The 24,093-nt window shown below is 51.9% G+C and carries 13 protein-coding genes; 5 read left to right on the top strand and 8 right to left on the bottom strand.

Annotated features, from left to right (window positions below; all coding sequences use genetic code 11):
• The first annotated feature begins 90 nt into the window (after positions 1–90).
• Positions 91–1,500 carry a hypothetical protein gene (locus HS100_18075; GenBank protein ID MBE7435830.1) on the top strand — a complete coding sequence of 470 codons (1,410 nt, stop codon included), beginning with the start codon at positions 91–93 and terminating at the stop codon, positions 1,498–1,500.
• 555 nt (positions 1,501–2,055) lie between these two features.
• Here the strand turns inward: HS100_18075 and HS100_18070 are convergent.
• The 6 genes from HS100_18070 to HS100_18045 form a co-directional block, all read right to left on the bottom strand.
• Positions 2,056–2,247 carry a hypothetical protein gene (locus HS100_18070; GenBank protein ID MBE7435829.1) on the bottom strand — a complete coding sequence of 64 codons (192 nt, stop codon included), beginning with the start codon at positions 2,245–2,247 and terminating at the stop codon, positions 2,056–2,058.
• Positions 2,248–2,288: 41 nt separating this feature from the next.
• Positions 2,289–2,849 (bottom strand): DUF2726 domain-containing protein, encoded by a 561-nt coding sequence (locus HS100_18065; protein ID MBE7435828.1) that lies wholly within the window; start codon positions 2,847–2,849, stop codon positions 2,289–2,291.
• 35 nt (positions 2,850–2,884) lie between these two features.
• Positions 2,885–5,953, bottom strand: coding sequence for an Eco57I restriction-modification methylase domain-containing protein (locus HS100_18060; GenBank protein MBE7435827.1), 3,069 nt, complete (start codon positions 5,951–5,953; stop codon positions 2,885–2,887).
• A 105-nt stretch (positions 5,954–6,058) separates the two neighbouring features.
• Positions 6,059–7,411 carry a hypothetical protein gene (locus HS100_18055; protein ID MBE7435826.1) on the bottom strand — a complete coding sequence of 451 codons (1,353 nt, stop codon included), beginning with the start codon at positions 7,409–7,411 and terminating at the stop codon, positions 6,059–6,061.
• A 132-nt stretch (positions 7,412–7,543) separates the two neighbouring features.
• Positions 7,544–9,349, bottom strand: a complete 1,806-nt coding sequence (gene pepF / locus HS100_18050; protein ID MBE7435825.1) for an oligoendopeptidase F — start codon at positions 9,347–9,349, stop codon at positions 7,544–7,546.
• Between the two features lie 172 nt (positions 9,350–9,521).
• Entirely contained in the window at positions 9,522–11,114 is a 1,593-nt protein-coding gene (locus HS100_18045) for a PAS domain-containing protein (GenBank protein MBE7435824.1), read from the bottom strand.
• Between the two features lie 227 nt (positions 11,115–11,341).
• Between HS100_18045 and HS100_18040 the strand changes: the two genes are divergently transcribed.
• On the top strand, positions 11,342–18,412 hold the full coding sequence (locus HS100_18040) for a sortase (protein MBE7435823.1): 7,071 nt from the start codon (positions 11,342–11,344) through the stop codon (positions 18,410–18,412).
• Between the two features lie 65 nt (positions 18,413–18,477).
• Complete coding sequence (locus HS100_18035; GenBank protein ID MBE7435822.1) at positions 18,478–18,951, top strand: toll/interleukin-1 receptor domain-containing protein; 474 nt, start codon at positions 18,478–18,480, stop codon at positions 18,949–18,951.
• Between the two features lie 198 nt (positions 18,952–19,149).
• Here HS100_18035 and HS100_18030 read toward each other — a convergent pair whose 3' ends face one another.
• Together HS100_18030 and HS100_18025 are read right to left on the bottom strand one after the other, a co-directional pair.
• A complete protein-coding gene (locus HS100_18030) occupies positions 19,150–20,472 on the bottom strand; it encodes an acetyl ornithine aminotransferase family protein (protein ID MBE7435821.1) in 1,323 nt (440 codons plus the stop codon).
• Positions 20,473–20,495: 23 nt separating this feature from the next.
• Positions 20,496–21,434: an ROK family protein gene (locus tag HS100_18025; protein ID MBE7435820.1), complete on the bottom strand. Its 939-nt coding sequence runs from the start codon at positions 21,432–21,434 to the stop codon at positions 20,496–20,498.
• Positions 21,435–21,479: 45 nt separating this feature from the next.
• On the opposite strand from HS100_18025, the gene HS100_18020 reads away from it, so the two are divergent.
• Together HS100_18020 and gap are read left to right on the top strand one after the other, a co-directional pair.
• Positions 21,480–22,838, top strand: coding sequence for a YvcK family protein (locus tag HS100_18020; GenBank protein ID MBE7435819.1), 1,359 nt, complete (start codon positions 21,480–21,482; stop codon positions 22,836–22,838).
• Between the two features lie 188 nt (positions 22,839–23,026).
• On the top strand, positions 23,027–24,085 hold the full coding sequence (gene gap / locus HS100_18015; GenBank protein MBE7435818.1) for a type I glyceraldehyde-3-phosphate dehydrogenase: 1,059 nt from the start codon (positions 23,027–23,029) through the stop codon (positions 24,083–24,085).
• The last annotated feature ends 8 nt before the right edge of the window (positions 24,086–24,093 follow it).

Raw genomic sequence — 24,093 nt, 5'->3', positions numbered from 1 at the left:
GCCGCTTGCCGATAAGCTGATACACGCCTGCGCTAAGATTAGCCGCGCAAGTCAATGGGGGAAGAAACTTACCCCCAAATAAAGGACAACATGAATAGGTTATCCCAGACAATGTTACCGAGACCTTGTAAACACGCCTGCTTTCTCTTGTTGATGCTGCTCCTGTCCGCTTGCGGAGGGGGATTTAGCGCGGGGACTGAATCGCCCGTTCCTTCTTCATTGCCAGCTAATACATTACCAGCCACGATTACCACGACACCTCTGCCAGTCGCTCGGACCGCATTGCCAACTAATACTCCATCTGGGTTTACACCACCGCCTTCGTCAGCGCCTCGAACAGCAACAGCGGCTGCCACCCCACTGCCTGCAATTCTTCCCAATTTCCCCTTGAATGGGTATGTTGTGCTTTTCAAAAAGGACAGCCACCTGTATTTTCAGGATGGAGAGGATAGCCCAATCAAGTTAACCCAAATCGAAAAAGAATCCTATGGTTATTTAATTTCAGACGACAATGAGATAGTCGTTCTTTTTCGAGAAGGGGGTATTGATAAAATATACGCAACCAACATAGATGGCGATAAAAACGTAATACTCATCGATTGGTCAGTGCCTTATAAATCTGGCGAAAAAATAGGCCAACTAAGTTTTTTGCCATACACGCACCAATTATTCATGGAAACATTTTTATGCGCGTCTCAAGAATTTAAAACACTGTGCTTTTCAAATATATCCATTGTGGATATCGATAATAGGGGAATTAACAAAATAGCATCTTTGGGCTTAAGTTATCAACAAAATAGCAATAATAAAAATGTTCGGATTTCCCCAAATGGTGAAATGATTGCGGTTGGAACACAGGATGGAGTGAAGATATATTCTACGGGGGGAATTATTCGTGAAAATATTTTGCCATATAGACCCAGCACATTAACCGTACCATTCCCATATTTGTCGTGGTTTCCAGATTCGAGAAGCTTAGTTATCGCCAATCCGGATACTGTTTATGAAAGCCAGGCGTATGACAATTTCCCTGGATACACACTATGGAAATATATCATTGATACAGATACCTCCCTTAAATTGCCGCTCGTTTCCCCAATGCCGGGAAACGGTTGGGGGTATTTTGAGATTTCACCAGATGGACAATGGGGTATTTACGGGGGCATTAGCGGATCCAGTCCGGACGATTCCCTCTTTATAACAAATCTTATTACTGGCGATACGAAAAATATCGGAAAAGATGTGCAACCAACATTCTCTTGGTCCCCTGATAGCAGACATTTCATATATACGAGCACAAGTAGTAAATTAGGAGCAATTCATCAACCTACTGCCGTCCAGTCAGTTTGCCGTTTACATCATTGGATTGACGCTTATCATTTCACTTGCCTAAATAGCGAAACTAATAAATCCCCTCGCATAGCAAAAATCACTTCATATGGTATTCAAGTTTATGAATTTGGGCTTGATGGCTATCTTGTACTAATTAAGCCAAAATAACAAGGTTGCGCCACTCGACGAAAAGGAAGCAGTGCGATCCTTGTCCGCGATTTTCACATGTACATCATAAAAAATTAATGGGATTTCCCATAGTCTTTGATAAAAACTTGTTCTTCGTTTGATACAGCCAGTTTGAGATAAAAATATTGGAGGAATATATGTACATCCTATTTTTCAGTAAAAAAGGCACAATAAAGTTCTTGCTTGCCCTATTCTTGGTCGCTAGTTCTGTTTCTTCAAGCAGTATAAGAACAAAGACTGCCTTGGTATCAGCAGCGCCTCGGAATTCTATAGACCCCGCTCGTCAGCATATGCTAGATATTGCTTATCTATACGCTAACCATCGTTGGGCTGCATCCGAAACAAACTTAATTCAATACCCTTATCTAGCGCCTGCTTCATTATTTCTTGCATGATACTACGTTTATGAAACCTCGTTAGCTCATAATTCCCATCTCCAAACCTGACAGGTCTCATCGGAAACTCGTCCGACCCCAACCCATGCGCGGACATGACCTCTCTCCGACCAACGCCTCTTGGAGACCTGTCAGGTCTTTATCCTTCTATAATCCGTATCTCTTCCTCAGATAACCCATACAACTCATAGACCAAAGCATCAATCGCCTTGTCGGTCGCTTCGATCTCGCGCTTGAGCATTTCCTGTTCTTGCGGCGTTCTTCCCCCCTTTAGGGGGGACTGGAGGGGGGTCTTGTGCAATGCCAACATGCGCTCGACCAGCGAGACCAGATTGTCGTGCTTTATTTTATCCACAGCTATATTTAGGTAAATCATTTATGGTTACCTATCTTTTCCAGAATTTGCTTTCGCAAAATACTAGCATCATACTTTTCTTGCAATTCGATTCTGATGACAGGTAAACCGACGGCTTTTAATGTTTCATCTTTAAAATTATCTCGTTCGACGTGATCGTATTTATTGTGGCTGCTATCGTCCAATTCTATTACGAGCAAAGGTTCAAGTTTGAATTTATCACACAACAGAAAGTCAACATGCTTGCATTGAATTTGATTGTTATGAAACTTTCGATCATTTGGTTCGTTTGCCAGCCAGAGGAAATCTCCCATCCGAACTTTCATTAGGATCGTGTATTCGCCTGCAACGGCACTACGAATGGAACGAAGCAAGATGCTTTCCCTGTAGGTAAGAACTGATTTGCTTTTTCGATACTCAGGCTTGTCAGAGCTTGATATTCCCAATTCGATTGGTCGTGCAATTTCTGTTGTTCGTTGAGGTACTTGCTCCCATCCCTGTTTTTGCTCCAATCGTTCTTCTTGACGTTTATATTCCTTGCGATCTTCATCGTCATCGAACAGGATGACAAAAAACATCCGAAGCCACTCAAGAAGTTTCTGGAAGAAACGTTTCATTTCTCCTCCTCCACAATCCGAATCTCTTCCTCACTCAACCCATACAACTCATAGACCAAAGTATCAATTGCCTTATCCGTGGACTCGATCTCGCGCTTGACCATTTCCTGTTCTTGCGGCGTGCGTGGACTTTGCTTGTGCAATGCCAACATGCGCTCGACGAGCGAGACCAGTTTGTCGTGCCGCGCTTTGTCGGCGGGGTCGTCGAAGTTGATCGGGCGGATGGGTAAGTTTTTTATAAATTGTGTCCAAAACCGGACGTATCCACCACGTAATGTTGTCCCAATAGATAGCAAAAACTTGAAAAGCAGTTTAGAGTTTAACAACCCTAAGACATATAAAGGTGATATTAGAGAGGTTTCTTCAAGTATTACACCATAACCGGTTTTATAGAAATTTCCATCTACATCCAGAGTAAATGATGGAGCATTGTTGTAATCAGGGACGATAAGTTTTGGTACTTGAAAGAAGTTCATACTTTTAGGATAGCCAAAAGCATACCAATTAGCAGTTTTGAATTTCCCTTTCTCTCTTTGTTCTAATGCTTCTTTGTTCTCAGCTAAATACAAAAAAGCTTTCGGGAATTTTTTAATTTTGGCTGTATCAAAAAGCTTGCTACGCTCTCTGGTAATGTCGTAAGGGCAAATTAAGTAAGAAGTTGTATTTACTGGTTGGTATTTTCTGATTTGCTTTCCATATAAAAAAGGAACAAGAATGTCTTTTTCGACTTTGACGCGTTTTTCAAGAGATTTTGAAGTTCCTTCCACCAAATCACCTTGAATTACGCAATCATCAAGAACAAAAACATCATCTGCACTTGTTTGCGTACCAACAAAGATTTTACTTATATCTCCGAGCTTTACTGGCATTTGTCCAAGTTTTTCAAATAAAACGGCATTTCCTCCAGCAGAGAAATTCCATTCATTACTGGTCACTTGCTTGGCATCAATCATGCCAGAGACATCCGAAGTCTCTGAGACTTCGGATGTCTGAGCCTGCAAAACGCGCCAATCTGCAAGGTTTTCAACCTTTGTAAACTCGAAATCTTCCCTCGCTGTTTTATCTAGGAATAACAAACAAGTGTAAGTCGTTGCACTTTCAAAGACTTGCTGGTCGCCAAAATGCACCACTTTGGCAAGATGTTTTCCGTTGGCAATCACACCGCGAATCGGTTCGCCATATTGAGCATTGAAGAACTTATGTGGCAGAATAAAGCCCAAACGTCCATTCTTATTGAGAACGTCCAAGCCTTTCTCAACGAAGACTACATAAATATCATAGTTGCCTTTGCTGGCGGCTTCGTAGCGTTTCTTGAAAAACTCCACGTCAATGGGGGAGCTTTCTTGTAATGTCTGAATACGAATATACGGCGGATTTCCAATCACGGCATCGAAGCCGCCCTGAATGAACACCTGCGAAAACTCGGCTTTCCAGTCGAAGGCATTCACGCGGTAGCGTTCTTCTTCGTCCACCAGCATGGTCAATTGCCGTCCCTCATAATAATCATTGCCGATCAGCGAGTTACCGCATTTGATGTTCTTGCCCAAGTCTGGCAGGACTCGCTCTTGAAACAACGCCAACTGCGAGCCGATGGTCTCATGGCTTTCGCCTTCCAACACCTTCAACAACAACGAGAGTTTGGTCACTTCCACGGCTTGCGGGTCAATGTCTACGCCGTAGATGTTGTTAAGCAGGATGTCTTTCTTCTTTGAGGTGGTGAGTCTGTAGCCGTCTTTGGTTTGGAAAATAACGGGTTTCTTGCCCGTTGCCCATTTCTCCGGCTCATTGTTCATATACCATTTCAAATGCCAGTCCAGCAAATACTGATACGCCCCCAATGGGAATGTCCCAGACCCACAAGCCGGGTCTAGCACGCGCAGTTTTTCGGCTTCCTTGGGGGTCTTGCCTTCCAGCAGCTTGCCTACCGTGTTCTCGACAATGTACTCCACAATATAAGTCGGTGTGTAATACACCCCGCCCGCCTTGCGCACTTCGGGCTTCTCTTCCACCTTGGCTCGATGCCCGGCGGTGAGTCGAATCACCTTGCCGAGGAAGCGTTCATACACCTGCCCAAGAATATCCGCCGGAATTTCTCGAAAGACATACGGGCTTTCAGGGTAATACAAATTCTTGATGATGTCCTTCAACGGTTTATCATCAATCTTGATGGTTAGAGTCAGGCTATCGGTCGGGCTGGAGGCGTCTTTCTCCTCCGAAAAATGGAACAAGCCGGAGTTATATCTAGCGTCTGCCCTTTTGAATAACTGACATAACGCCTCATACACGCCCGAGCCTGCGCTAATCTCTTTGAGCTGTTCATCCCTCTCAACGCCTCTGTCTTCACAAATGCGCAGAAAGACGATGCGGTCAATCGTCATTTGCACGGCATAATTCAACTCACGCACCGAAAGCGATTCATTCTTGATGGCGATATTGGTCGCCAGCAGATCGCGCCAACGTTCGATCTCGGCAAGAAAGGCATCGTCCACTTCAGCAGTGCCTTTTTTGAGCTTCGTGCCTTCGGCAAAGGCATCGAAAGAGCCGCGCAATACCGCTTCACGCGAGAAGATGTTTGCGATCTCGTCCCACTTCTCGATGTAATCTTTATACGAATATAACTTGACCCGTCCGGTGGAAGCCTTGTCCTTTTTATCGGGCTTGGCGCGGCAATCGTAAATGGCAAGCTCTTCAAAATCCGAAAGGATACTGAGCGGCAATTTCGCGCTCCAGGCATAACGCCGTAATTGAAAAGCAGGGTGAATATCTGTTTCTATTTTGACGGCAGGTTTCTTGGCTTCTAAAAAGAACTTTCTCTGCCCGCCGATCCGAAAGGCATAATCGGGGGCTTTGTTTTCCCCTTCGATCTCCAAACTATCCTCATGCACCACATCCTTATACATCTCGGCATAGCCCTGCTTGTTGAATACATCCCAACCCAGCGCCTCAAAGAACGGGTCTAGGAACTCACGCCGGAGTTGCGTCTCGTTGTACCTGCCCGAACGGTAGGTTTCTTTGTGTTCTTCAAAACGCTGTACAAGTTGTCTGATAATGTCTGGAGTGGTCATAAATAAAGTTCCCTTTTGCCGATTTTACAAGAAAAATTGTCTCCTGTGGGGGATGCTTAAAAAGTGACAGTCACCTGCGAGGTGACTGTCACTTTTGGATTTTTCCTAACCCATGTTCTTCTTCATCGAAACCTTGAGCGCAATTTTATAAACCTCGCTCAATTTCTCTCCCATCGCTTTTGCTTCGGGGTTATCCGCCTGCGACTCCATTTGTCCGGCGAGTCCGGTGAGCGTATCCAGCAACCCCTGTGTGACGATATCGGGATTCTGCGTCAGTGCCGCTTCGACGGCGGCGGAATCTGGCAATTGCAGCAGTTGTTCGATGATCGCGATCTCGGGCGGCGCGCTGGCTGCTTGCAGGACCTGGATCATCTTTTGCAGTTTGCCCATCCGTTCATATTCGTTCTTCTCGGTTGCCTGTCTCAGCATTTGCTGGGCGATATCCACCGAGTCCTGCGTGAACTTGTCCAAGCTGGCGGTCACTGCTTTCTCGATATCGTCCTGCTTGAGCAGGGATTCCACAAATTCCTGCGCCTGCTTGTAGCGCGCTTCGACCTGTTTATCCAGGTCTGCCACAAAACCGAGCAGTTTCTCCCGGATTTCTTCGAGGCGTGATTTTTCTTCGGCGGGGGCTTTCTCGATTCGTTCGGTCAAAGTCTGGAAGAAGACGTAATCCATGCCCGCCCGCGCCATCGATACATAAGCGCGGAGTCTCGCATCCGTTTTCGAAGCGAGGACGAACTCGAGCAGTTTCTCGCGCGTCAATCCCTGGCCCGCATCCTGCAATTCGTGTTGCACCGCTTCCAACTCCCCGACCGATTCTTTCAATTGACGGCCGTAATCGGTTTCCTCCAGAAGTTGGGTTTGGATATCGATCAGCGCGCGCGCCATTTGCTCCTGCCCGCTGCCCATGGCGCTCTGGGCGATGCGGCTGAAAAGCGCGAAGAACTGCTCGTCGATGATCTTCTCGTTTTGTTTGATCATCTCGGAACGCGCATCCTTCGTTGTGACCTGCATCAGCCGTTCGATGAACTGGACGCGTTCCTGCTGGGTCTTGAGCATTTCAGGCGTCACGCCGTCTTTCCCCAGGATCGTCTCGATCATGGATTCGAACGTCAGGTTGGCTTGCGGCTTGAGCAGGTACCCCTTGCGCTTCTCCGGCGGGAGGCGGTCCATCACCTGCTTGATCAAAGGACCGATCATCCGTTCCTGTTCATTGACCGGCAAGCCCAACTCCGGCGGGAAGAACGTCAATAAAAGTTCCTTCTCGTTGTCGTGATACACCACCGGCGTGGCAAGCCGCCCCTGGTAGCCGCAGTGCGGGCAGCGCGCGTAATTGGACTGCCCGCCCAATAATCTTTGTTTTGCCTGCGGATCGGCGGTCACATCGAACAACTGCTCGACGTTGGCGGGGATCATCTGTCTGCAACGAGGACATGCGATTTGTGTTTGAGCCATCTATTGATTTCCGATTTACTTTTATGGGTTAATGCTCACATTATACATGGTTACGCATCACGTTTTACCGGTTTGTAATCCGTGATGCGTAATGACTTGACTTTCAGACTGTCGGACTTGGTGCCTGCGAAACTAGCCGACCAACTCCTCCAAACGGTCGATATACCCTTCCATCACGGCAAAGGTTTCCTCGACGGGAATTGGCGTCCTCAGGTCCACTCCCGCATTCTTCAACACTTCCAGCGGATATTTCGATGAGCCGGATTTGAGGAAACCGAGGTAATCTTCAGTCGCGTTCGGTTCGCCCCGCAGGATTCTGGCAGATAGGGCATGGGCGCCGGAAATGCCTGTGGCGTATTGATACACATAATAGTCCGCGAAGAGATGCGAGAACGTCGACCAGACCATGCCAACGCGCGGTCGATCGATCTTCACTTTTGGACCGAATGCCTCGCTGAACAGGTCCGCCATCAGGTTCTGCATCGAATCGGCGGTGAGGGGTTCGCCGCGCTCGGCGCGTTGGTGGGTCTCCAGTTCGAAGCGCGCCAGCGTCGGCATCTGGAAGAAATAGCGGAAGAAGTTCCCGCTCACGGCTTCTTCGATCAGCGCGATGAGGAAGTTCTTATCCTTGATGGTCTTGAGCAAATGGGCGCGCATCATCGCCTGGTTGAAGTTCGAAGCCACTTCCGCCACGAAAAGCGAATAACTCGAGTAGGCGTAAGGCTGGTTCTTCCACGTCAGGAACGAGTGCATCGAGTGGCCGAGTTCATGCGCCAGCGTGCTCATGCTGCCGATGTCGTTGGTGAACGACATCATTATGAAAGGATGCGTCTTCGGTGAGCCGTACGAGAACGCGCCGTTCGATTTGCCGAGATTGACGGCTGAATCGACCCAGCGGTCCTTGAGGCAGCCCTGGCGTAAAGCTTCCACGTATTCCCTGCCCAGTGGGGCGAGGCTGTCACTGATGTGGTCAACCGCCTTCTCGAATGAGACAGGGACTTTCTTTTTTGCGATGGGTGCCCAGATGTCGAAATATTGGATGTCTTTCAATTTCAGCGCCTTGCGTTTGATCTCGAAATATCGGTGCCAGACCGGCAGTTTTTTCTTGAAGGTGTTGATCAGGTTGTGGAATACTTCCTCGGGGATGTTGTTATTGAACAGCGAGGCGGACAGGGTCGTATCGAACCGGCGCGCGCGCATGTTGAATACGTTCGCCGCGATCGAAGAGGAAAGATTCGTTGCCAGTGTGTTCTTGAACTCGATGTGTTTGTCGTGATAATTATCGAAAGCGCTCTGGCGCACTTTGCGGTCGGGGTGTTCCAGCAGCGTCGAATAGAAGTTACCCTGGGTTATCTCCACCTTTTTTCCTTTGCTGTCTTTCGCAGGCTCGAATTTGAGATCGGCGTTGACCAGCATGCTGGTGCTGGTCGAGGGTCCGCTGAACGGTTCCGCCGTCATGCCGAGGATCTCCTCCACTTCTGCCGAACGCACATGCGCCTGCTGGCGGAAAAGATCGTCGAAGGATTGGCGGTAAATGGCAAGTTTATCGTTCGAGTTCATCCATGCTTCGAGCTTTTCCCTGCCGATATAGAGGAGTTCGGGATTGAGGAATGAAGCCGCCGCGGAAACCTGCCCGGCCATGCCCTGTGCCTTGCCGACCATCCCGGCAGAAGCCTGGTTGGTTGTATCCACTGCATAGGCAAATTGGGCGTACATATAAACGGTCTGCGCGCGGAGGGAAATATCCTCGATTGCTTTGATGCCGTCGTAAAGGGTATCGGGACTTTCGCCCAACTTTCCCTCGAATTTTTTCACGTTGGGGATGTCGTCGATCACCGCCTTGAGCGCCGCCTCCCAATCCTTTTGGGTTTTGAATACGCTTTCCGCGTTCCAGACATATTTCTTGTTCACTTGCTTTCTTGCGGGTATTTTCGCCATGTTTTTTCCTTTGAGTAGAATTGTTTGCAGGGTTTTCCCTGAGATGGATTGATGAAACGTCAAATATTTTACCTTCACCCCCGTCTTGTGGGAGATACTGTGGAAGGGTCTGTGATTTCAGGGATATAGCCCTGCGTTTATATCCATAATTTATGAACGCGGGCATGGTTGCTCAACGCGGGAGTGAAAAACAAATGCGGGCTCCGGATTCCGTTTTTGAGCGCGGATTCGATCCGTCCCTGCCTTCCGCCCAGATCCTCCCGCCATGCGCCTCGACAATCGCGCGGGCGAGATATAACCCAAGCCCCGCGCCTTTTGTTTGTTTGACGGCGCTGGTCGAGCGGTAAAAACGGTCGAAGATGTGCGGCAGGTCCTTGGCGTCGATGCCCGGTCCCTGATCGCTGACGCACACGATCACCTCGTCGGGCAGGATATTTCCTGTGATTTTAATTTCGCCTTCCGGAGCGTATTTCAACGCGTTCGACACGAGATTGGAAAGCACTTGTTCGAGGCGGTTTTCATCACCGAGGATGACTGGGAATTTCTCGGGGAAGTCGGTGACGATCTTGTGATTCGGCGATTGGGACGAAAACCGCTCGCTCACCCTGGACGCGAGGCTGGGGAGGGCGACATCGGCCTGGTTCAAGCTCAAGCCTCCCGCCTGGAGGCGTGATGCATCCAGCAGGTCATCGATCATCTTGGATAACCGGTCCGCCTCTTCTTCGATGACGCTGAGCGATTCGTTGATCGTATGTTTGTCCCACTTGGCGTCGGCGCGCCTCAACGTGGACGCATACCCTTTGATCAACGCGACCGGGGTGCGCAGCTCGTGGCTGACGATTGATATGAAGGTGGCTTTGATCTCATCCGCGGTGCGAAAGTGGGTGATGTCGCGTATTGCGACGAGAACATTGCGAAGTTTTCCTTCATCCGATAAAAGCGGCGCATAGGTGATTCCAACCGGGATGGGCGGTGGGAGCGGCCGGCTCAGATCGCCTTCCACATATAGCGTGGCTGTCGGCGAAAGGGGCCATCCATTCCTGATCGATTCTTCAAGGGTTTTCCCCTGCGGCTCTTTCTTCCATTGAATGATCTCATTATGCGGCTTGCCTGTGATCTCGCTTTGACTCCGCCCGAATAATTTTGCGAAGGCGGAATTACAGCGTTCGATGTTCATGCCTGCGTCGAGGATCAGGATTCCATCTGCGGCAGAGTCGAGAAGCGCGTCAAGTCTTTTCTTTTCGTAGGAAACCTGCCCGTATAACTGGGCGTTGAATACCGCGATAGCGGCTTGATCCGCGAAGGATTGCAGAAGGATGCGGTCATTGGGGGTGAATAGGTCGGCGTAGTTGCGGAAAATGAAGATCACACCGATGACCTGTCCATGCGCGGCGAGGGGCAGGCCTGTTCCGTTCAGCAATCCCATGCTGGCGGTGTAGGTCAGGTCTTTCAGCATGCGGTTGAGTTCGCGCACATCCAGTTCGCGGACCTTTTCCTCGGCGAGGAGCGGGGTCAGGTAGGAGAGAAAAGCCGGGGCGATGCCGTGAGCCGCTGCAACGCGCCATCCGTCGGGTTGTTTGAGCGCGATGATTCCCGCCTGCCCGGCAAGCATTTCGATCGAGACTCGCAGAATCCTCGCCATGAGCTTCTCCAGGTCGAGTTCCTGGGTGAGCAGGCGCGAAATTTCCAGCAGATAATCCCGCTGGCGCACGCGAAAATCGGGGAGCATGGACGGCACGATGGACATGTGCGGGAATTGTATCATTATCAAAATGGGTTGGAGGTGCCATCCCAAACAATCCAAAATAAGGTATATTTGGTAGTAACTCGGTAATATGCGCGTCGAAAATAGGAAAAACAGCCTTGGATTTTCAAGTATTTATAGCCGCCCCGGCGATTTATATGCATTCATGCGAAAACGGGCGTCTGTCGTTTTCGCGTTTTTTTTAATTATTAAGACCTTGGTTTTCATGTGCGTAAAGGTGAATTGTCATGAATAGATTTTTCCGCGTTGTTTTTCTTTTGGCTATTGTGTTCGGGAACCTGCTGGTGATGCCAGTCACGCCGGTGCGTGCTGCCAGCCTCCCGGCTGAGATCAACAAACAGTTCACGCCGCTGCAGATCGATGCGGGCGGCATTTCCGTGCTTCGGGTGACGATCTTTAATCCCAATACGTTCGAGTTGACGAACGCCGGGTGGACGGATAATTTGATAGGCGTCCAGCCGGGTCTGTTCATAGCCAACCCGGCAAATGTTGTCAACACCTGCGGGCTGGTTGGTGATGTGACGGCCGTTCCGGGCACGACCACGCTTGCTTTGAGCAACGGAACCGTCCAAGCCCAGCAAGGCGCGAATCCGGGTGAATGCTACGTGGAAGTGAATGTATCTTCCGTCACACCCGGAAACCTCATCAATACTATCCCGGCAAACAACCTGACCTCCCAGGGCGACGATGGCGGGACGATCGTAAACATTTCGAATACCACCCCTGCCAGTGCCACGATTACAGTGATTGCTGTCACGCCGCCATCCTTGTCGAAGTTGTTCGTGCCTACCACGATTTTTTCCGGGGAAACCAGCCAGCTGACCATTCGCATCAATAACAATGATACAGACACCAACCTCACAGGCGCCTCTTATACCGATACCCTGCCTGCGGGTTTGCAGATCGCCAATCCGAACGGACTCACCGTCACCAACTGCGGCGCGGGAGCAAGCGTGTCGGCTCCTGCAAATGGAAACACGATTACCCTGACCAATGGAACGATTACCCCTGCCCAGGATTGTCTTGTGCAGGTGGACGTTACCGGCGCGAGTGGGGCATATTTGATCGCGAACGGAACTGCCAATACCATCCCGGCAGGTCCCGGCGGACCGGGTTCCCTCCGAACCACCCAGGGAGTTACAAACGGCTCCCCGGCGCAGGCGGAGTTGACCATTCAACCTGTTGGAATTGCCAAATCATTTGCTCCCGGAACGGTGGATGCCGGTGATCAAACTACCCTGACCATCACACTGCAAAATCCGACAGGTTCGGCTTACACCGGTGTGGCGATAAGCGACAATCTAAATACGATGGGTGCCGGTTACACGATTGCCGGTGCGCCGACGGCAAACACCTGCGGATTTACTACTATAAATGCCCCTCTCGGAGGGACCCTGATTCAACTTTCCGGCGGCAGCATTCCCGCCAGCGCCACTCCCCCAACCCCTCGCGGCACCTGTGTCTTTTCGATTCCCGTACAAACGCCCTTGAACAGTACCGGTGGTACGGTCACCAATACCATACCAGCGAACGTATTGACCGCAGACCAACCGGTTACAAACTTCCTGCCGGCAACCGCCAATCTTACAGTAAACCGTGCCCTGACCGGCACGAAGGCTTATTCGCCCCTCAGTATTGTTGTAGGCGGTACGAGTACCGTGACGATTACATTGAATAATGCGAGTAGCACTGCCCTGACAGGGGTCAATTTTACGGATAACTTGCCCCCTAACCTAACGGTCTCTGGAACACCCTCCAGCCCACAATGTGGCGGAACCATTACGAACACAACTACTTCCGTTACCCTGATCGGGGGGACGATTCCGGCCAATGGAAACTGTACGGTTGTTTTTAATGTTACGAGCAATACCGCTGGAACATACGATAATGCTGTTCTGGCTAATACGATTACCAATGCTCAGGGAGTTGGACATGCTCTCTTCAGAACAAACCCCGACCTGGTGGTTGTTAATTCTAGTTCCCTGCCTGTAGGGTTAACCAAAACCTTCCAGACAGATCCGATTGCACCTGGGCAATTTAGCCGGCTGCGTATCACGATTACTGCCCCTGCTGATACATCCATCTCGGGGATAAACGTTACTGACACCCTTCCCGCTGGTCTTGTTATCGCGCCGTATCCACCAGCGCTTGCCCCTACAGATGATTGTCCTGGCGGAACGATCACAGCCGTTGCCGGGACGAATGTCATCACTTTTACAAATACTCCTGCGGATGTGCTTGCGGCAGGCGTTGGTTGCAATATTGATGTCAGGGTGACTTCAACAATACCGAATCTGTATACCAATACCATCCCTGCCAATACTGTCGTAACCACCGAAGGGCGATCCAATCTTAATCCTGCGGTTGATACTATTCGTGTGACCAGCCTGACCATGAGCAAGGCGTTTTATCCCACGCATGTGCAGGCTGGCGGGCGCTCCACATTGACGATCACTTTGCAAAATACGACGAGTTCACCCATTGTAAATTTATCGATGACCGATAATCTCCCCGGCTCGCCGACCGACGGGATTCGCGTGGCGGCGGTTCCGAATATCGTTAATACTTGCGGAGGAACTCCATCAGCTGTGGCAGGTTCCAATTTGATCAGCATCACGGGCGGCACGATACCCGCCCAGGTTGCCGGAGTGCCCGGGCTGTGTACGATCTCCGTGGATGTTGTCGGCCTCGATAGCACGCCGGTAGATCCCAGCACACAAACGAACACGATCCCTGTCGCAAATGTAAACGGCATCGTCCAAAGTACTGGGACGGCGATCTCTCCCTTCGGGCAGGCGCAGGCGACATTGAACATCCAAAGTTTAAGTATCGGTGTGGTCAAGGGGTTTAACCCGGTCCTGGTCTATGGCGGTGCATTTTCGACCATGAGTGTGCAGTTGATCAATCCAAATCTTAACACTGCCCTGACTGGCATTACGTTTACAGACGACATGACCTTGCTTGGTGTTGGAATTCAGCTAGCCAACCCGGTCAATTTCGACGTGGGGACCTGCGGTGGGGTGCTGACCGGAAATCCCGGCGATACCTCCTTCACTTTTACAGGCGGTTCTCTGTTGGCGAATACGTCCTGCACGCTTACGCTGCGGGTGGTTATGAATGTCAATGGCAACCTGACCAATCGAATTCCAGCCGGTGCTGTCACTACGTTCAATGGCGTCAGCAATCCGGACCCGACAGAAGCGTCTTTAACGAATTTGCCGGGCGTCAGCGTCAGTAAGACCTTCAATCCTGCGCAGGTTTTGACCAACCAGGCATCGGTGTTGACGATCACGATAGCGAATACCGGCAATGTGCCGGTCGTAAATATGGGGTTGGTTGATAACCTTCCTGGAACTCTGCCGGATGGGTTGGAAGTTGCCAACCCATCGAACGCTTTCACCGATTGCGGAGGTCTGCTGACTGCCCTTCCCGGGTCGCAAACCGTTCAACTGACTGGCGGTGGTTTGACAGCGCTTGGAAACCCGGGCGATTCATGCCTCATTAGGGTTGATGTCATCAGCACACGGCCTGGAGTCTACATAAATACCATACCTGCAGGAAGACTGACGGCTGATGGCGGCATCACGAATAACAACCCGGCAAACGCCACATTGACGGTCGCCTCGAACTACAGCCTCGGCAACCGGGTGTGGTACGACACAAATAATAACGGCCAGATTGATTTCGGCACGGAACAGGGCATCTCCAATGTCCGGGTGCAGTTGTTCAACGCGGCCGGCGCAGAGATCCCGGTTGGACCCGATGGCATCCTGGGCACAGGTGATGATGGTCCTGGGGGCGTTCTTACGAATGCCAACGGCTATTACCGCTTCGATAACCTTCCGGCCGGGGATTACATCGTGCGCATCCCGAACGATAACTTCACGGTTGGTGGCACAACCGATGCCCTCGTTGGCTATTGGAGCAGCGGCACCACGATCAATGCTTCTGGAATCCCTAGCGATTCGACCTCGAACGATCCTGATACCGATGCAGACGACAGCGACGAGAATGGCATCACAAACCTGAGCGGCAATTCGACCAATTATGTTCAATCGGCTGTCGTGACGTTGGGACCGGATGGCACCGAGCCTGTTGGTGAGACCGATCTTTCCGGTGGACAGGGCGCTCCGGATGGCAACGCTAACATGACCGTGGACTTCGGATTCTATCGGCAAACGCTCGGCGATCTGGTCTTTGTGGATATAAATGGAGATGGCGATTACGATGCCGGAACCGATTCGCCCTTGTCCGGCGCATTGGTTCAACTTTTTTCCAGTGATGGGACCGAGATCATCACCGGCGCCGACGGCATCCGTGGAACCGGCGATGATGGATTTGGACCTGATGGGATACCCGCTACTGGCGATGACGGCACAGGCGGCGTGCTGACTGGCGCGCCTGGAACATATCAGTTTGCCGGTTTACCGGAAGGCGATTACATTGTGCGCGTTACGCCTCCTGCCGGTTATGCCAGCACGGTGGATACCTCTTCACCCGCCGATACCACCGACCCGGACACCAACACAGATAACAATGATAATGGCGCAGGGACAGGCACGGGTCAGGTCAGCAGCGGCGTGGTGACATTGACACCCGGGCAGGGGACGGGAGGAAGCCCCGGTGCGGCGAACAATGTTGTAAATCAATCCAGCGGCACCACCCTCGACCCGACCGTGGATTTTGGCTTCACAACGACCAGTTTCAGCCTCGGCAACCGTGTCTGGTTCGATACCAACAACAACGGGCAGATCGACTTCGGTACAGAATCGGGCATCTCCGGCGTTCGCGTCGAGTTATACCAGGATAATGGCGATGGCGTATTTGGAGCTGGCGATACCTTCCTTTCCTTCGATACGACCGATGCCGGAGGATATTATCGCTTCGACAACCTGCCTGCAGGCAATTATGTCGTTGTCATCCCGGCTGATAACTTCCGCGATGTGGGTGGAGGCGATACCGTCGCCTCGGATCCGCTTGCAGGGTATTGGAGCAGCGGAACCACCATCAACACCTCTGGCGCGATCAGCGATTCGACCGCCAACGATCCGGATACAACCCCGACAGATAGCGACGATAACGGGATTTCATCCATTAGCGGAACCTCCGTCGGTTACGTTGCCGCCGCCGCGGTGACCCTCGGACCTCTTGCAGACGAACCGCTCAACGAAACGGATCTCTCTGGCGGGCAGGGCGCGGCAGATGGCCGCGCCAACATGACCGTGGACTTCGGTTTTTACCGCCAGCAGCTGGGCGACCAGGTCTTCGTGGATGTTAATCGCAATGGGACTTACGATGCGGGCGATACGCCGCTAGCCGGAGCGACGGTTCAGTTGTATTCCAGCGACGGCACAGAGATGGAGACTGGTCCGGATGGCATTTTGGGAACGAGTGATGATGGCCCCGGCGGCGTGACGACTGGAGCCGGAGGAACGTATCAATTCAGCGGCCTGCCGCAGGGCGATTACATAGTGCGGGTCACGCCTCCCGTTGGTTATACCAGTACGGTGGATACGGCCAATTCAGGCGATACGACCAATCCGAACGATAACATCAATAATAACGATAACGGTATCGGTGGTGGCGTGGGCCAGGTATCCAGCAACCCCGTCACTCTCACGCCCGGCAGCGTTGGTGCGGCGAACAATAACACGGTGAACAATGCTTCAGGAACGACGTCCAATCCCACCGTGGATTTTGGATTCATCGGCAACAGCGGCTCTTTCACCAAGACCCTCACAGGGACCAATGAAACATTCACCACGGACCCGCAAGTTGCGATTGGGGAGATCCTGACTTATGAGATTCTCGTCAACCTGCCGATAGGAACACCGTTGGATAATGTCACCGTTACCGACCAGATGGATAAGGGACTTGCCTTTGTGGATTGTTTGTTTGTGGAAGTGGCTGGCGTTGATCAAACGGCGACGATCTGTCCGCCTCCTCCGCCGACGCCCCCAGCCCAGCCGGTGGTTTCCTCAATCACAAATCCTGGCGATTCGCCCGCCAATCCGGCGAATCCGGGCAGACAGGTGGTCTTTACTGTCGGGAATATCCCTACCCAAACATCGGCTACGACCCTGCTGATTCGGTACCGCGCCATTGTCCTGGATGTCATCGAGAACCAGGACGGCGTGACCTTGAACAACAATGTAACCTGGGCTTTCACCGGTGGTTCGTTCACAACCAGCGCGCCGGATGTGGAGGTTATCGAACCGGACCTTGCCATAAATAAATCGGCGATTCCATCCAGCGGGGTGCCGATCGGTACGCCGATTCAATTTTCGATTACTGTTAATCATTCAGCGATCAGTTCAACCGATGCCTTTGATGTCGTGCTGACGGACATCCTGCCGCCGGAATTGGAATACATACCGTGCACCGTGGTATACGCCGGCCTCGCGCCAACAACCCCGCCTGCGCCTGCCTATTGTCCGGCTGGAACGTCCAACCTGGTCTTTCAATGGGACGTTTTCCCGCTTGGGTCAACCGCCACCATCACCTTCAATGCCCGGCTTGTGGCTTCCCCTGCCACGAATACAGCAAATGTCGCCTGGACATCCCTGCCGATTGATCCGCAGCCAAACGGCCTGCCTGTCCAACTCAGCGTTCACAATGCGAGGTCCACGGAGAGATGGTACGACCCACTCGACGATGTGGATGTCTACGGCGTTTCCGCCAGTGTTGTAATCAATCAGGGTGGAACAGGCGCTGGCGGGGGAGGTCGGAAAGTTTCGGACTCAGACCTGCCAGACAAACTGCCGGATACAGGCTTCGCTCCGGGCGTGGTTACCCTCCTCCAAAAACAGCCTGCAGAAAAAGCCTACCGTGCCGCCGAGGTCTGGCTCGAAATTCCGCGCCTTGGGGTAAAGATGCCGATAGTCGGTGTGCCGTTGCTTGACGATAAATGGGATGTCACCTGGCTGTGGAACGAAGCAGGCTGGTTAGAAGGCACGGCATTCCCCAGTTGGTCGGGTAACAGTGTTCTGACAAGTCATGTAACCCTGCCGAACGGTGAGGACGGACCATTCGCCTCGCTCGGAGAATTGAAATGGGGCGACCGGATCATCGTCCATGCCTATGGTGTCTCCTACGAATACGAAGTACGCCAGAACCGGACCGTAAGCCCGACGAATAAGAGCGTCCTGCAGCACGAAGATGAACCGTGGCTGACATTGATCACTTGCGCGACCTACAATGAATCCACCGGTGAATACGGCAAACGCATCGCGATACGCGCGGTGCTGGTCGGCGCGGAGGAGAACGCTTCAAGCATCGGCAGTAGTAAAACCCGCTAACGTAGAATCAACAAAAGGCGGCGTCGCGAGGCGCCGCTTTTAGATTCAAACCGTATAATCAACAAATGGCATACAGTCCCTCGTTGAAAATCTTCATCAGCTATGCTTCTGCGGACCGCCCAAAGGCGCAGAAACTGCATTCTTATCTTGTTTCAAAGGGAGCGGAACCCTGGCTCGATACCGAAAACCTTTTGCCCGGGCAGGATTGGAAGATGGAAATTGCACGGGCATTGGATGAAACTGACCTTGTCCTGCTCTGCCTCTCGAAGCATTCCGTGAGCCGGGAAGGATACGTACAAAAGGAAATGCGCCTCGCGCTCGACCGGGCACTCGAGATTCCTCCCGGTGAGATTTTCCTCATCCCGGCACGTCTCGAGGAGGTCGAACTGCCGTATAGCCTGCGCGAATACCAGTCGGTTGATTTGTTCACGGAAACCGGAATGAGGAAACTTGTGAAAAGCCTCAACTTGCGGGCTGAAAAGGTAAATGCCGCCATGCTCTCCGACGATGATTCCCCCGCGCCGTACACGAAGAAGTAAAAACCTGCGCCGCGCAGATAACCGACTTCTTTCCATGCATCAAAAACCGAAATCCATATTCACGGTGATGACACCGGTTCGAACATCGTCATCGGTGACGACAATCGTGTAAGGAGCGAACCGGAGGAATGACAAAAAAGACCTTCGAATTTGAAAATCGAAGGTCTTTTCATTTGTCAATCGCAAATTGTCGGTCGCTTATTTCAATTCCTTCTCCGCCTGCGTCAATGCGTCTTCGAACATTGCCAACCCCTCGTCCGCTTCGCTCTTGCTGATCGAAAGCGGAGGTGCGATGCGGATCACGCTCTGACCGCAGGAGAGGGTTAATAACCCTCGTTCGAAGGCAAGGTCCACCACCCGGTCGGTGAGTTTCTTGGCGGGTTCTTTAGTTTCTCGATTCTTTACGAATTCCACGCCGATCATCAACCCCTTCCCGCGCACATCGCCGATGCTCGGATGCCTTGCCTGTATCTCGGTCAGCGCGTCCATGGTGTATTCGCCGACTTCCTTTGCGTTCTTCAAATATTCCTTTTCGATCAGATCGATCGTTGCAAGCGAGGCCGCGCATGAGATCGGATTTCCTCCGTAAGTGTTGCCGTGTGTGCCGAGTTCCCAATCCATCACGGACTTGCGTGCAATGCATGCGCCTAATGGCATACCAGAGGCAATGCCTTTCGCTGCGGTGATGATATCCGGCTCGACGCCGAAATGTTCGATCGCCCACCATTTTCCCGTTCGTCCCATACCAGACTGGACTTCATCGAGGATGAGCAAAATCCCATGCTTGTCGCAGAATTTTCGCAAGGCTGGGTAGAACCCGTCGGGCGGAACGATATACCCTCCTTCGCCTTGGATGGTCTCGACTAAAACGCCCGCGACTTCCTTGGCGGGAAGGATCTGGGCGATGATCTCCTCTTCGATGTACCGAACGACCGCTTCGCCGTAATCCTCTCCTTTGCGGCGTTCGAGGATGGGGCGATATGGATTGGGGAAGGGGGCATGGGTCACGCCGTTCATCAGTGGATAGAATCCGCTGTGATACTTTGCCTTGCTGGCGGTGAACGTCACCGCGCCCATTGTCCGCCCATGGAATGCTCCTGTAAAGCCGATGAAGTTTGATCGTTTGGTGTGATAGCGCGCAAGTTTTATTGCTGCTTCCACCGCTTCGGTCCCTGAATTTGTCATGAAAGAAAGCGCATCTTCCTTGAAAGGTGCGATCTCGTCCAGTTTTTCTCCGAGCCGGATCCAGTTCTCATGATAGAAGTCCGACGAGATATGGATGAATTTTTCCGCCTGTTCCTGGATCGCCTTGACGACTTTCGGATGCGCGTGCCCGGTGGCTACAACTGCAATGCCGCCCATAAAGTCGAGGAAGCGGTTTCCGTCCACATCCCAGACTTCCGTTCCTTTCCCGTGATCCATCGCAAATGGATAGCTTCGCGGATACGAGGGTGAGATCACCTTCTGGTCGCGCTCGATCATTGCCTTGGTCTTCGGACCGGGTAGATTCTTTTGGGTCATTTGTGCTCCTTGATGATGAATGGTTATATGCCGATTTTCATTTCCGCCAGTGCGCGCGCCCCAAGCAGACCGGCTTCATCGCCAAGTTGCGCCTGGGTGATCGCCAGTCCTTCGAGATATCGCGGATGAAAGACCCGCCTTTTCAAACTCGCATCGAACGGCTCGAACAATAGTCCTCCCACCTGAGAGACCCCGCCGCCGAAGATGATGATGGATGGATCGAACGCATGCAGGAAGGATGCCACCCCGATTCCAAGATACTCCCCCGCGCGTTGGTAGGCGCGGATTGCCAGTTCGTCGCCTTTGAGCGCCGCATCCGCAACATCACGTGCGTTCAGGGATTTTTCCCGCTTCAAGATCGATTTAAAGCCGGAATCCAGTTCTGCAAGGACATATTTGACGATGGCCGGACCCGAGGAAAATGACTCGAGGTGCCCATTGAAACCGCAAGAGCAGGGCGGTCCATCCGGGTCGACGATGACATGCCCGAGTTCTGCGGCGAGGCCGTGAAATCCCTGCAGGAGGCGGTCATCGATTACAACTCCCGCGCCGATCCCTGTGCTGACGGTGATATACAAAACATGATGATGTCCCTTCCCGGCTCCGTATCGATACTCGCCAAGCCCGGCGAGATTCGCATCGTTGTCGAGAAAGGTTTTTACCCCGAAATGTTTCTCGATCTCTGGCGCGAGGGGAAAATTATGCCATTCCGGGTTATTGGGCGGGGCAAGCAGATAGCCGGTATGGGGATCAAGCGGACCGGGCGATCCAAGTCCGATGGCTGTCACGGTGTCAGATTCTGGCCATACATCCTCGATCACATGGATGAGGCGTTCCAGTCCGCCGGGTTCTGTGGCAAGAGTGGGAATTTTCTTTTGCTTGAGGGGATTCAACTGGTCCTGCATATAAGCGGCTGCGCGCATCTGGGTGCCGCCGATATCTACAGCGATGACGATGGACATGATAATGATTATACCGTAATGGATTTTTGAGATTCCAGGGCTGGTTTGACTCATCCCCCCATCCCTGCTATTATCCCTTCGATGCGTTTTTATATTTTTCGCCGTCTTGGAGAATTGATCCGCGACCTGCCCCGCTGGCTTCGCCCGGGTTTGGGTGTAAAGCGTTGGCTGGTCTTAACCATGTTCGGAATTACCCTGATTGGTTTGGGCATTGCCGTCATCATCATCGATATTTACCGGACAGATTCCTCCGACCCCGCATTTCTCACCATCCTCTCTTATGCGTCATTGCGGTTCCTTCCCCGGATTCTTCGAGCCGCTATTTTTGGCGGATTGGGTTTGATCTTCATCTTGTATGGGATTTACAAATTGAACCGTTCGCTTCTTCGTCCTTTCCTTCGGGAGGATTCTGATGTGGTCAATACCCTTGTGGACTTTCGGCGTCGTGACCGTGGTCCCCGAATTGTGGCGATCGGCGGCGGGCATGGACTCGCCTCTCTCCTGCGCGGATTGAAACTGCATACGCGTAATCTTACTGCGGTCGTGACCGTTGCGGATGACGGGGGGTCTTCCGGAAGGTTGCGTGAGAGTTTTGGAATTCTTCCGCCCGGGGATATTCGCAATTGTCTTTCCGCTCTTTCCAACGATGAAGACATGTTGACCCAGCTTTTTCATTATCGCTTCAGCGGATCGCCGGATCTCGAAGGTCATTCGTTCGGAAATCTGTTTATCACGGCTCTGGCGGATATCACAGGGAGCTTCGAAAGCGCGGTTGTCGAATCGGGCAGGGTCCTTTCTGTGAATGGCAGGGTTTTACCCTCCACCCTCCATGACGTGAAACTCGTCGCCAGTTTGGAATTGCCTCATACGCTTCACGAAGTTCGTGTGGAGGGTGAAAGTAAGATCCCGTCGGTGGCCGGGCGCGTCCGCCGTGTCTGGTTGGAGCCGGATACCGCCCCCGCATTTCCACCTGTGATCAATGCATTGTTATCAGCCGACGTGATTGTCGTGGGACCGGGGAGCCTGTATACCAGCCTGCTGCCAAATCTATTGGTTCATGACCTCCTTTCAGGCATCCGTGCCAGCCGCGCAATTAAGATCTATGTCTGCAATATTGCCACACAGGATGGGGAGACCGACTCGTTTACCGCGTACGACCACGTCAGTGCGTTGGAGAGTCACGTCGGGGGGGATATCTTCGACGTGATATTGTGTAACACAAATTACACAGGGGTATTGAATCCAACCTCGGCCTGGGTGCGCCTGGATGAAGAAACCCTTGCGGACGAACGCACGTACGCAACCGACCTTGCCGAAAATGCACACCCCTGGCGGCATGATTCTGCGAAACTGGCGCAGGTGATCATGGACATTTACAACGAAAGAACCGGACCGCTGGCCTGATCGTTTGGGCAATGCGGATAGCGGGGGTTACGACGAAAGGGCGGTTAAATTCCCAAATCATGGTTGGAAAAAGATAAAAATCCCTGACAAATATCACATTAAAATGAAGCGGTAATAAAATTCACAAATCCCCTTTAACGCAGTACAATCTGCCCCGGTCAACTGAATAATCACTGGAGGATTATCCCATGGCAATCAAAGTAGGCATTAATGGATTTGGTCGTATCGGTCGCCAGGTTTTGAAGGCGATCCGTGACTACTATCCCAAAGAACTTGAAGTCGTTGCATTTAATGACATCGGCGACACAAAGACAATGGCTCATCTGCTGAAATACGACTCGACCTATGGCCGTTTCGACGGCACAGTCGAAATTGCGGATGATGGCTTGGTGGTCGATGGCAGGAAGGTCAAAGTTTTCAAGGAGACCGATCCGGCTGCCATTCCGTGGAAGGATCTGGGTGTCGATATTGTGATCGAGTCGACGGGTCTGTTCACAATCAAGGAAGACGGAGTGAATAAGAAGGGCAAGACCGTCAAAGGCGCTGTAAATCACATCACAGCTGGCGGAGCCAAAAAAGTGATAATTTCCGCGCCTGCTGAAGGTGAGGACCTCACCATCGTGTTGGGCGTCAACGAAGACAAATATGAACCCGCCAAGCATCATGTGATTTCCAATGCTTCCTGCACCACGAACTGCCTGGCTCCGGCGGCCAAAGTTGTTCACGACAAACTTACCATCAAACGCGCTTTCATGACCACGGTGCATTCCTACACCAATGATCAGAAAGTGCTCGACCTGCCGCATTCCGACCTGCGCCGCGCCCGCGCCGCTGGTCTGAATATCATCCCGACCACCACTGGCGCTGCAAAGGCTATTGCGTTGGTTATCCCGGATCTCAAGGGCAAGTTCGATGGCTATTCCTTGCGCGTCCCGACTCCTACTGTCTCAGTCGTTGACTTCACCGCTGAAGTTGAGAAAGAAACCACCACAGATGAACTGCGCCAGATGTTCCGCGACGCCGCCAAGGAACCGCGCTTCAAGGGCGTTCTGGAAGCCGTGGACGAACCGCTCGTCAGCATGGACTTCAAAGGCAGCTCCTACAGCTCCTCTATCGATCTGCCCTTCACATCCGTTTTGGGCAAGGATAAGAGCAACTTCATCAAAGTCGTTACCTGGTACGACAACGAATGGGGCTACTCCTGCCGCACAGCCGATCTCGCAGCGATGATGGCGAAATCTCTGTAATATTTCAT

The organism is Anaerolineales bacterium, from assembly GCA_015075725.1.
Lineage (GTDB): Bacteria > Chloroflexota > Anaerolineae > Anaerolineales > Villigracilaceae > Villigracilis.
This window is presented reverse-complemented; position numbering and strand designations above follow the sequence as displayed.